We start from the raw sequence: 11,739 nt of genomic DNA, 5'->3' as shown, positions 1-11,739 counted from the left end.
AGGCTATTTGCGACGGGAAAAGTATCTGCGGCTGCTGGCAGGCACATACAACAGTAGCAGCACCAGCATATCGGGAATTTTTTGCATCAGCAGCGCATAGAGAAATTCGCCCTGTGTTTCGACGTTAAAGCGAAAGATACGCGGGCCGAACCAGTCAAATGACGCCAGCAGCATGTAACCGACCACGATCACCTGACAACCGATGAATGCCCGGCGCCCCCAGCGGCGGCCACGCATCATAGCGTACGCGGCACGGCATTCGGTCAACACAATCAGCAAACTGGCCAGCATGATGAAACAGTTCAGCCAGGACTCGGCACTGACTTCAATAAAGCTCATCAGCCCTGAAAAGCCCATAGCATCAAACAATAATATGAATTCGAGCAAGCGCGTCGCGACAATCGCCGACGCACCGATCATGACGGGAACAGGGATAAATGCCAGTTTCATAAATCCGTTTGGGCTCTCCATTTACGTTCAGGGCGGAATACATCCGCCCTGAAAATTATCTTAAAATTTAAGCACGTTGAGCGCGCTGAATTTCTTTGCGCCGTTGTTTCTCGGCACGCGACATAAACCACCAGGCAATCATGCCGATGATGCCCACCACCAGCAGGATCAGCGTCGCCAGTGCGTTGATTTCAGGGTTGACACCCATACGCACGCTGGCAAAAACCAGCATCGGTAACGTGGTCGCGCCCGGCCCGGCGACGAAACTGGCGATCACCAGATCGTCGAGCGACAGCGTAAACGCCAGCAACCAGCCCGAAATCAGCGCTGGCAAGATCATCGGCAGCGTAATAATAAAGAACACTTTCAGTGGCGGTGCGCCTAAATCCATTGCCGCTTCTTCGATGGAACGGTCCAGTTCACGCAAACGCGCCGAGACCACGACCGCGACATACGCACTACAAAACGTCACGTGCGCCAGCCAGATAGTGAACATGCCACGTTCAGCCGGCCAGCCAAAAGTGTGCCCCATCGCCACAAACAGCAACAACAACGCCAGACCGGTGATGACATCAGGCATGACCAGCGGCGCAGTCAGCATAAACGCAAAACCGGTTGAACCGCGAAAACGCCTGAAACGCACCATCACCACGGCGGCTAGTGTACCGACCACCACTGCCATGGTGGCGGCAGCGGTGGCGATCGACAGGCTCATGCCGACAGCATTGATCATCGCCGAATCATGGAAAAGCTGAGTATACCAGCGGGTAGACCAGCCAGCCCAGACCGTTACCAGCTTCGAGCTGTTGAATGAGTAAATAACCAGCATCAGCATCGGGGCGTACAAAAACGTAAAGCCGAGCACCAGAATAAGAATTCGCCACGGCGAACGGACAACCGGTAACTGATTCATTCTTTATCTCCCAGCTCTTTGTTTTGGTATTTCTGGAACCACAGGATAGGCATGATCAGCAGCAACAACATGACCACCGCCACCGCCGAGGCTACCGGCCAGTCGCGATTATTGAAGAATTCCTGCCACAGGACACGGCCAATCATATTACTGTCCGGCCCGCCGAGCAGTTCCGGTATCACGTACTCCCCCACCGCCGGGATAAAGACCAGCATCGAACCGGCAATAATCCCGCCTTTGGTCAGCGGCATAATCACTTTGAAGAAGGTTTTCATCGGACGCGCACCGAGATCCTGCGCCGCTTCCACCAGTGAGTAATCCATGCGGGTCAGCGCGGTGTAAATCGGCAACACCATAAACGGCAGATACGAATACACGATGCCGATATACACGGCCAGATTGGTGTGCAAAATCACCAGAGGCTGGTCGATAACATGCAGCCAGATCAGTACGTTATTCAGTACACCGTTGTCTTTAAGAATGCCCATCCAGGCATAAACGCGGATCAGGAATGACGTCCATGATGGCAGGATCACCAGCAACAGCAGGATGTTGCGCGTCGAGGTGCGGCTGTGTGCCACCGCCCACGCCAGCGGATACCCAATCAGCAGGCAAAGCAGCGTGGAAATCGCTGCCACTTGCAGCGATTGCAAATACGCATCGATATACAGCGGATCCTGGGTCAGGCCGATGTAGTTGGCGATGTTGAGTGCAATATCCAGCATGCCGTCTGACCAGGTAACCAGATCGGTATACGGCGGAATGGCCCGCGCCATTTCAGCAAAACTGATTTTGAAAACAATCAGAAATGGCAGTAAAAACAGCAGCAGGAACCAGACCAGCGGCAGCAGGATCACCAGCTTGCGGCCATGCCGCTGTTGCAGACGACCGGTGAAGGCTTTAAATCCGCCCGGAGGTTTGCTGGCCGGGGTTTCGGAGATTACAGACATTTTCATCCCCCTTTAAACAGTCAGCACGACACAGCTGTCGGCTTCCCAGCACAGGCGCACTTCGTCGCCCCAGGTTGGCATACCTTTGCGGAAACGGTGACCGTTCTGCAACTGCGCCGTAATCATCTGCCCGCTGTGCAGCCTGACGTGATAAATCGACAGGTCGCCAAGATAGGCGATATTGACCACCTCTCCGACCGCGAAGTTGCAGCCATCCTGCGGCACGTCTTCACACAACATGATTTTTTCCGGACGCAGCGCAACATACACCGGCACGCCGTCAACCACAGACACATCCGGATCGACTTTCAGCGGATGCCTCAGCCCCGGCGAGGTCAGCAGCAGCGCATCGTCCAGACGCTCTTTCAGCACACCTTCAAATATATTCACGGAGCCGATAAATTCGGCGCTGAAACGGCTGGTCGGGTGTTCATAAATTTCTTCCGGCTCGCCGATTTGCACGAATTTACCGCGGTTCATGATGGCGATACGCCCCGCCATGGTCATCGCCTCTTCCTGATCGTGTGTCACCATCACACAGGTCGCGCCGACGCGCTCAAGAATATCCACCACTTCCAGTTGCATACGGTCGCGCAGCTTTTTATCCAGCGCCCCCATCGGCTCATCGAGCAGCAGCAGTTTTGGTCTTTTCGCCAGGCTGCGCGCTAATGCCACACGCTGACGCTGACCGCCGGAAAGCTGGTGCGGCTTACGTTTGGCGAATTCCTGCATATGCACCAGCGTCAGCATTTCCGCCACGCGGCTTTTGATTTCCGCTGACGGCAGTTTGTCCTGCTTGAGGCCGAACGCGATGTTTTGCTCAACGGTCATGTGCGGGAACAAGGCGTAAGACTGGAACATCATATTGATCGGACGCTGATACGGCGGCACCTGCGAAAGATCTACGCCATCCAGTACGATTTGGCCCTGCGTGGGCGGCTCAAAACCGGCCAGCATACGCAACAGGGTTGATTTCCCACAGCCGGACGCGCCGAGCAGTGCGAAAATCTCGCCTTTATAAATGGTCAGGCTCACATCATCGACGGCGGCCTGGCCATCAAAAGATTTGGTCAGATTGCGGATTTCCAGCAAAGGCGTGAAACCTTTCTGGGTCTTAGGCTGCGGGCGGGGGATAGCGTCGTTCACTCAGAGAAATCTCCGGTATCAGAATAAAGCAGTTCAAATAAGCATAACAGTCAGGGGGGAAAGTGCCTGATCGGTATACCCAAAATACAGCCGGAAGCAAAACGTCAGCGGCCCCGCCATCAATAAGCGGAGCCGCGTTAACGATACTCAAAATCATTCTGGTTGCATCAAGGCGGCAAGTGAGCAAGTCCCCGGGAGCTGACACACGTCAGTGACCGGGGCGCGTTCGCGCAGCCAACGCAGAGGCAGCCTGAAGGATGAAGAGTATTATTTGCCGGTTTTAACCTTGGTCCACGAACGGGTGATCACGCGGTCAATCTTCGGATCCTGAACTTTCAGGGTGAAGAGTTTCGCCTGAACATCGGCCGGTGGATAAATGCCCGGGTTGTTACGCACATCTTCGTTAACCAGTGGTGTCGCGGCTTTGTTTCCGCTGGCGTAGTAAACGGTGTTACTGATTTGCGCGATAACTTTTGGTTCCATCAGGTAATTGAGGAACTGATAGGCTTCATCGAGATTTTTAGCATCTGCCGGGATAGCAAACACGTCGAAGAAGGCCAGCGCCCCTTCTTTGGGAATGCTGTACGCCACGTTCACACCATTTTTCGCTTCTTTCGCGCGGTTACCCGCCTGCATCACATCACCAGCCCAGCCAATTGCCACACAAATGTCGCCGTTCGCCAGGTCGTTAATGTACTGAGAAGAGTGGAAATAACGGATGTTCGGACGCAGTTTCAGCAGCAGATCGTTGGCTGCACCGGTGTAATCTGATGCTTTGGTGCTGTTCGGATCCAGATGCAGATAATTCAGGACTGTTGCGTAGATTTCCGCAGGGGCATCGAGGAATGAAACGCCGCAGCTTTTCAGTTTCTCGAGGTTTTCAGGCTTGAGCACCAGATCCCAACTGTCTACCGGGGCATCTTTACCCAGTACGGCTTTCACTTTATCGACGTTATAGCCGATACCGGTAGTCGCCCACAGATAAGGGATCGCGTATTTGTTGCCCGGATCATGTTGCGCCACCATCTTCAGCAGCTCAGGATCCATATTTTTATAGTTTGGCAGTTTGCTCTTATCCAGAGGCTGGAACACACCAGCCGCCAGCTGACGTTCGAGGAAGCTGGCCGACGGTACCACCAGATCGAAGCCGGTGCTGCCTGCCATGAGTTTGCCTTCCAGCACTTCATTGGAATCAAACACGTCGTAAACCACTTTAATGCCGGTTTCCTTCTGGAAATCAGGCACGGTATTTGGTGCGATATAATCGGACCAGTTATAGATATGCAGCGTTTTTTCATCCGCAGACGCTGTGACGGACGCAGCCATAACCAGGCCGGCGACAACACCCGATAACCACTTTTTACGCAGGGTGAACATCCGTTACTACCTCCAAGACAGGGAATATAAATCGAATTTGTATCTTTGAGACGGATACAAAACCTTTCACACAACTGCCAACCGACACCCATGGAATATGCATAGGCATTCAACGTTGACGCATACGCTGCCTGCGAATTAACCGTTTGGTTTTACGACGTAATCACGCTTGATGCAGAGTCAGAAGCATAGCGCCTGCAACCCTTGTGTACCAGCCTCCTGAGACAAAACCGGCGTTTATCGATTAATTATGCAGATTTAGTCTATACCGTCTGGCATTTTGCCTTTTAACAAAGTGAAATATCTGGCAACAACCACACAAATGCAGCATAACTTATGGCGAAAGCGGATAAAGGCAGCGGAGCCGCAATAAGCACGGCTCGCAGGAAAGGATCTTCAGAGGGGGGAAATGAATGTCCGGAAATGGAAAATTAATGCAGTAAAGGCAGATTCACAGTAGTGACCGGCATGCCTTCTTCTTCCTCGCCAAGGAAAAGCAGGTCATTGGCGTGCGCTTCGAGAATAATCATCGACATCTGCTCCTCAGCCTGTTGCAGGAAGAAAGCAAACTGCTCTTCCGTCACACCCACTGCAATCGTCAGTGACTGGCAAACAATCAGTTTCGGCAAATTGTCGTCCTGGATATCCACGAACGCTTTAATGGTCAGTGAACTGGCATTAATCGAGCTCAGATCGGCCACCAGCGGGATCAACGCCGTCGGTTTGACTTCGGCCAGTGCAGAAAACAAAATCACATTATCTACAATATCGAGTTTGGCATCAAAAATGCCGTCAAAATTCTGCATATGCGGCAAATGGAGAGCCTGACAGGAATCACACTCGAAAAAAGAGATGCCCAGCTGATCCAGCCAGCGCCGCAGCAGCGCTAAATCAGGGACGATGAGCGAATCCATAGAATGCCTCACGAGTTCAACACAACGAAAAAAACAAACCCTTCGTAACGCCAGCGGCATTACGAAGGGGTCATAGCTTACGGAATATTGCCGGTCAGCGCTACGATCATTACCGGATTGATGGACATTTAACGCACGGGAATAAGAATTAGCCACCGGATTTCAGACGGAATCCCGGCCGCGCTCTTTGTTCGATATAGTCAATCATCATACCGGCGATATCCAGACCGGTGGTGGCTTCGATCCCTTCGAGCCCCGGCGAAGCATTGACTTCCATCACCAGCGGCCCGCGGTTTGAACGTAAAATATCGACCCCGGCGACGTCCAGCCCCAGAGTCTGCGCGGCTTTAACCGCAATGTCTTTCTCCTGCGGCGTAATTTTGACATTGGTGGCCGTCCCGCCGCGATGCAGGTTCGAGCGGAAATCACCCGGTTTGGCCTGACGCTCAATCGCTCCGACCACTTTTTTCCCCACCACCAGACAACGAATGTCGCGCCCTTCTGCTTCGCGGATATATTCCTGCACCAGAATATGCGCGTTCAGGCCGCGAAATGCGTCAATGACACTTTCTGCCGCCTGACGGGTTTCTGCCAGCACCACACCAATCCCCTGTGTTCCTTCAACCAGCTTCACCACCAGCGGCGCACCACCGACCAGCGCAATCAAATCAGCGGTGTCATCCGGCGCATTAGCAAAACCGGTCGTCGGCAGATCAATGCCTTCACGCGCCAGAATCTGCATGGAACGCAATTTATCGCGCGCCCGGGTGATCGCCACCGATTCATTCAGCGGGAAACTGCCCAGCATTTCAAACTGACGCAGCACCGCTGTGCCATAGAAGGTAATCGCGGAGCCAATTCGTGGGATCACCGCATGGTACTTATCCAGCTGATGCCCGCGATAGTGCACGCTGGGCGCAGCAGGATTGATATTCATGTAGCAGGACAGTGGATCGATAATGTCGATCTCATGTCCGCGTGCTTCAGCCGCTTCCTTCAGGCGTTTACACGAATACAACGACCCGTCACGGGAAAGAATTGCAATTTTCATCCAACACTCCGTCGCCGTTTAGCGTGTTGCCCAACCTTGCTTGTGCAATGCGTCCAGCATAAACGGACGTTGTTCCTTTTTAAGGGTACGAATAATCAAATCACTCCAGGTATCGCGTCGCGCATTGCTGTCGCGTTGCAGATAATACGCCGATAGCGCGTCGTCATATTCTGCCAGTTGCTCTTTATCTACCGGCTGATAGCTGTTTTCATGCACCAGCAGAGACTGCGGCATACGCGGCTTGACCTGATGATCCTGCGCGGGGGTTCCGATACATAAACCAAACAAAGGCATCACAAATTTAGGCAGTTTCAGCAGATTCACTACGTCTTCCACCTGATTACGGATACCGCCGATAAACACACCGCCCAGCCCCAGTGACTCCGCCGCCGTCATGGCATTTTGCGCCATCAACGCGGTGTCCACACAACCGAGTAACAACTGCTCGGCCAGACCCAGCTCGGCTTGAGGGTTGATCTGTAAATTACGATTGAAATCAGCACAGAAAACCCAAAATTCAGCGGCGCTGGCGACATATTTCTGACCACCGGTGTACTGCACCAGCGTCTCCCGCAGCACAGGATCGGTAACGCGGATAATCGAATAACATTGCAGAAAGCTCGAAGTCGAAGCAGCCTGAGCGGCGGCAATAATGGCTTCACGTTGCTCGTCCGGGACCGGTTGATCGGTAAAAGCACGGATGGAGCGGTGTGAGCGCAGAAGATCGATGGTCGGCGTCATTAAAAAATTCCTGAGCGGTAAGAATAAATAAAAAAGTTGCCCCAATCATTCATGCTGTGAGCACCGTTTGCAAGGATTCCGGCACCTGTAGCTGTAACAATGTACTGTGTCTGAAAAAGACTGCCGGTTCATTCAGATAGGTCAAAGGTATCGGACTGACAGGTAATTCCTGCTTTTTTTTATGGTTTGTAACAGGCATAGTAGCGACATCAAAAAGGTGATGTGGTTAACAAAAACAGACATTCCCCTTTCATTTATCTTGTTGGCATTAACAAAGGAGTCTCCATGTTTGCAGTAATTTTTGGGCGTCCTGGCTGTCCTTATTGCGTACGCGCTAAAGAGTTGGCTGAAAAACTGACTGAAGAACGTGATGATTTCAACTTCCGCTACATAGATATTCACGCGGAAGGCATCACTAAAGCCGACCTGGAAAAAACCGTGGGTAAACCGGTAGAAACCGTTCCGCAGATTTTCCTCGATCAGAAACACATCGGTGGCTGTACTGACTTCGAAGCCTATGCCAAAGAGCATCTGGCGCTGTTCAGCAACTGATCCGCGATAAAATAAAGATATACACAGCCAAAAGGCGCTCAGTGAGCGCCTTTTTTATGGCTTCTACATCATGACATGTCAGTGTTGCCTGAACTGCCGGTAAGCAATGACCAGCAAATGAACCAGCATAGCGCCCAGAACACACCAAAATATCGCACTGGTGGCATAGGCCAGTTCCTGCATCAGCGGACGAACGCGTGGATAAAAGGCCATGCGCAATAAAAAGCACACAGGGATGGAAACCAGCCCGCCGACAAAGGACGAAAATATCGCCGAATCGCGGGAAATCAGCGACGTCACCACGCCGGGAATTAAAAATAATAACAGACCATATTCCGGGCCTGGCGCGATATTTCTAACAATAATCCAGCCATTCTTTAACATAAGAAAAATAATTAAGAACATTGTGCAACAAATTAATGGGGCTACCACTTTTCGCCAAATTGCCATTTTACTTCCTCCTTAAAGTTGGCGAGATTTCACAGGTTCTCTGCATAAAATGCGTTCTTTGTTACCTGTCAGAGCCTTCTGGCTCATTTCCCCAGAGCGTTCCGCACTCCCGCGAAACACAAAAAAAGCTTTCAGAAGATTTATACGGGCATTTCTCTGGCTGAACTGGCGTTCTGTGACTAAAATGACGCCCGAAACCCAATTTTCCACCCCGCCGGGGCTGAAACAGACCGCGCGATCCTGAGTAGGAATTTTCTGTTTCTGAATTTATCCTTTACATTCTCCTATATCAAGAATTTGTTGGTAAACAATAAGTTATCCTTGTGAATATAAACGTCGCTAGTTTGTTAAACGGGAATTACATCCTGTTATTATTTGTGGTTTTGGCACTCGGTCTGTGCCTGGGGAAAATTCGCCTGGGTTCCGTTCAGCTCGGAAATTCTATCGGCGTATTAGTGGTTTCGCTGCTTTTGGGTCAGCAGCATTTCAGTATTAATACTGAAGCGCTCAACCTCGGCTTTATGTTGTTTATTTTCTGCGTAGGCGTCGAAGCAGGGCCAAACTTTTTTTCCATTTTCTTCCGTGACGGCAAAAATTATTTCATGCTGGCACTGGTGATGGTCGGCAGCGCCATGTTACTGGCACTCGGACTCGGACGTTTGTTCGGCTGGGACATCGGCCTCACCGCCGGGATGCTCGCGGGTTCAATGACCTCAACCCCGGTTCTGGTCGGCGCCGGAGACACGTTGCGTAATACCATGGGCGGTAACAAGATGCTCGGGCCTGAACTGGATAACCTGAGCCTGGGCTACGCCCTGACCTATCTCATCGGTCTGGTGAGCCTGATTTTCGGCGCACGTTATCTGCCGAAGCTGCAACATCAGGATTTGCCTACCAGCGCCCAGCAGATCGCGCGCGAGCGTGGCCTGGATACCGACAGTAAACGAAAAGTGTATCTGCCGGTGATCCGCGCCTATCGCGTGGGGCAGGAGCTGGTGGCCTGGGCTGATGGTAAAAACCTGCGTGAACTGGGGATCTATCGTCAGACTGGCTGCTATATAGAGCGAATCCGCCGTAATGGCATCCTGGCGACACCGGACGGCGACGCCGTATTGCAGGTGGGCGATGAGATCTCACTGGTCGGTTATCCGGACGCACATTCACGCCTCGACCCGAGTTTCCGTAACGGTAAGGAAGTGTTTGACCGCGACCTGCTCGACATGCGTATCGTGACCGAAGAAGTGGTGGTCAAGAATAACCACGCGGTCGGCAAGCGTCTGAGTCAACTGAATCTCACCGATCAGGGCTGTTTCCTCAACCGCGTGATCCGCAGTCAGATTGAAATGCCTATCGATGACAGTATCGTGCTGAATAAAGGCGATGTGTTGCAGGTCAGCGGCGACGCAAAACGGGTGAAAAGCGTGGCGGAGCGTATCGGGTTTATCTCCGTACACAGTCAGCTCACGGATTTGCTGGCCTTCTGCGCCTTCTTTATTGTCGGCCTGATGATCGGCCTCATCACTTTCCAGTTCAAAAACTTTAGTTTTGGCATCGGTAACGCCGCCGGACTGCTGTTCGCCGGGATCATGCTCGGCTTCCTGCGAGCCAACCACCCTACTTTCGGTTATATCCCGCAGGGCGCGCTAAATATGGTGAAAGAGTTTGGCCTGATGGTGTTTATGGCGGGTGTCGGCCTCAGTGCCGGTGCGGGTATCAATAATGGTCTCGGCGCAATAGGCGGCCAGATGCTGCTTTCCGGCCTGATTGTCAGCCTGGTGCCGGTGGTGATTTGCTTCATCTTCGGGGCATATGTTTTACGCATGAACCGCGCTTTGCTGTTCGGAGCCATCATGGGTGCACGAACCTGCGCCCCGGCGATGGAAATCATCAGCGACACGGCACGCAGTAACATTCCGGCACTCGGTTATGCAGGAACCTATGCCATTGCTAACGTATTACTGACGCTCGCCGGTACGCTAATCGTCATCATCTGGCCCGGTGCATGACGTAACTCATTGAAGTGTAATGGGGCAAAAAGAAATCAATATTTTTTTAAATTTTTGCCCCCTCGCACGAACTTTTAAAGTTAGCCAGAGTCTTAATTAGTGCCACTGCTTTTCTTTGAAGTCCCCAAATTTGGAGAGCCCGTCAATCCCGCCTTATTAGGTTCAAGATTGCCGGGTTTTTTCTTGCCCGAAATTCATACCTTGTGCATAAGGCATATTGAGTACTTCATTTAGATCCGTTGCGAGACAAAGCAGCGGGAAGAAATGCAAGTGTAATGTCCCGCCAGCTAGGCAACTTCAATCTGATATAGCAATTCCACGAGCGATATCGCGCTAACATTATCCCAGCGAAGATAGCTATCCAACGAACTGGATCCTGAATCTCTTCCCAGTACTCTAAGACAGATTGCTTGATGGTCTTGTGATGCAGAGACCCATACAACCCCACTCTGCTGTGCAAAATAAGTAGACCCCTTCAGGCCTTCTCGTTGTATGCGCTTCTTCCATGTATCAACTTTTTGCGTACTAATTTTTAGGCTCATAGTTATCCCATATCCGATAATCGAATTGAATTGAATTGAATTGAATTAATGAATGTCGGCATCCAGACTTGATAAAGATATCTTCATATCAGTGTGATATAACCTCATTCATCTGTGAACCAAATTCATAGGTGTATGTGATGGGCACTGGTTGATCAATATCAATGGAACTTATTCAGTTAAACTAATCATCTGATTGCCCAAGGACATGATTTAAATTCCCACCGCAGGCAACAGTTTTGAGTGTGTTTTTTCAGATATTGAAGAGATTACATATGTAAGAATCACACCAGTTTTGAATTGACAGAATAAAGGATTATGAAATGGATTTATTTGTCACATTAGTACTCTTGTTAGCCCTACTTTCTCCAATCCTGACTGTTACCCTAGTCAAGAAAAGCAAAAAGCATAAGGTGGAGGTCGATAACCTTATCGCAAGTAATACTTCCCTCGCAAATGAATTATATGATAGCCAAGAGAAGCTGAGCCTGATTGAAGAAAATTTTGCTCAAGCTGTTCGAGAGCATTCTGAACTTGAAGGAAAAGCAGCTCTGACCTGCTCCCAGTTGATTAGTACACCCCGATGTTAGTAATGTCTTCATAAGCCACATGAGGACATCCCCATGAAGAAGCGTTTTTCCGACCAA

12 protein-coding genes are annotated in these 11,739 nt (G+C 51.1%); 3 read left to right on the top strand and 9 right to left on the bottom strand.

Going from position 1 to position 11,739, the window contains the following annotated elements:
* Positions 1-3: 3 nt before the first annotated feature.
* The 8 genes from ABIC79_RS20875 to nfsA form a co-directional block, all read right to left on the bottom strand.
* Positions 4-450: a YbjO family protein gene (locus ABIC79_RS20875; protein ID WP_013575810.1), complete on the bottom strand. Its 447-nt coding sequence runs from the start codon at positions 448-450 to the stop codon at positions 4-6.
* 67 nt (positions 451-517) lie between these two features.
* The gene (gene potI, locus ABIC79_RS20870; protein ID WP_013575811.1) at positions 518-1,363 is read right to left on the bottom strand and encodes a putrescine ABC transporter permease PotI; all 846 of its coding nucleotides are present in this window, start codon (positions 1,361-1,363) and stop codon (positions 518-520) included.
* Positions 1,360-2,313 (bottom strand): putrescine ABC transporter permease PotH, encoded by a 954-nt coding sequence (gene potH / locus ABIC79_RS20865; protein ID WP_013575812.1) that lies wholly within the window; start codon positions 2,311-2,313, stop codon positions 1,360-1,362. Before potH ends, potI begins: the two co-directional genes overlap by 4 nt.
* 12 nt (positions 2,314-2,325) lie before the next feature.
* Positions 2,326-3,459 (bottom strand): putrescine ABC transporter ATP-binding subunit PotG, encoded by a 1,134-nt coding sequence (gene potG / locus ABIC79_RS20860; protein ID WP_013575813.1) that lies wholly within the window; start codon positions 3,457-3,459, stop codon positions 2,326-2,328.
* 267 nt (positions 3,460-3,726) lie between these two features.
* A complete protein-coding gene (potF, locus tag ABIC79_RS20855) occupies positions 3,727-4,836 on the bottom strand; it encodes a spermidine/putrescine ABC transporter substrate-binding protein PotF (RefSeq protein ID WP_013575814.1) in 1,110 nt (369 codons plus the stop codon).
* 431 nt (positions 4,837-5,267) lie between these two features.
* Positions 5,268-5,750 carry a type III secretion system chaperone family protein gene (locus ABIC79_RS20850; protein WP_126124944.1) on the bottom strand — a complete coding sequence of 161 codons (483 nt, stop codon included), beginning with the start codon at positions 5,748-5,750 and terminating at the stop codon, positions 5,268-5,270.
* A 148-nt stretch (positions 5,751-5,898) separates the two neighbouring features.
* Entirely contained in the window at positions 5,899-6,801 is a 903-nt protein-coding gene (rimK, locus tag ABIC79_RS20845) for a 30S ribosomal protein S6--L-glutamate ligase (protein WP_013575816.1), read from the bottom strand.
* 18 nt (positions 6,802-6,819) lie between these two features.
* A complete protein-coding gene (gene nfsA / locus ABIC79_RS20840) occupies positions 6,820-7,542 on the bottom strand; it encodes an oxygen-insensitive NADPH nitroreductase (protein ID WP_013575817.1) in 723 nt (240 codons plus the stop codon).
* A 285-nt stretch (positions 7,543-7,827) separates the two neighbouring features.
* On the opposite strand from nfsA, the gene ABIC79_RS20835 reads away from it, so the two are divergent.
* Positions 7,828-8,094, top strand: a complete 267-nt coding sequence (locus tag ABIC79_RS20835) for a GrxA family glutaredoxin (RefSeq protein ID WP_013575818.1) — start codon at positions 7,828-7,830, stop codon at positions 8,092-8,094.
* Between the two features lie 78 nt (positions 8,095-8,172).
* Here ABIC79_RS20835 and ybjM read toward each other — a convergent pair whose 3' ends face one another.
* A complete protein-coding gene (gene ybjM / locus ABIC79_RS20830) occupies positions 8,173-8,544 on the bottom strand; it encodes an inner membrane protein YbjM (protein WP_013575819.1) in 372 nt (123 codons plus the stop codon).
* Between the two features lie 323 nt (positions 8,545-8,867).
* Here ybjM and ABIC79_RS20825 point away from each other — a divergent pair, with 323 nt between their 5' ends.
* Both ABIC79_RS20825 and ABIC79_RS20820 read left to right on the top strand, forming a co-directional pair.
* On the top strand, positions 8,868-10,550 hold the full coding sequence (locus ABIC79_RS20825) for an aspartate:alanine antiporter (RefSeq protein WP_013575820.1): 1,683 nt from the start codon (positions 8,868-8,870) through the stop codon (positions 10,548-10,550).
* Between the two features lie 865 nt (positions 10,551-11,415).
* The gene (locus ABIC79_RS20820) at positions 11,416-11,682 is read left to right on the top strand and encodes a hypothetical protein (RefSeq protein WP_354568364.1); all 267 of its coding nucleotides are present in this window, start codon (positions 11,416-11,418) and stop codon (positions 11,680-11,682) included.
* Positions 11,683-11,739 lie beyond the last annotated feature (57 nt).

The sequence above is a fragment of the Rahnella sp. 2050 genome (assembly GCF_040544515.1).
GTDB lineage: Bacteria > Pseudomonadota > Gammaproteobacteria > Enterobacterales > Enterobacteriaceae > Rahnella > Rahnella aceris.
The sequence above is the reverse complement of the archived record's forward strand: the minus strand, read 5'-3'. Positions and strand labels throughout refer to the sequence as shown.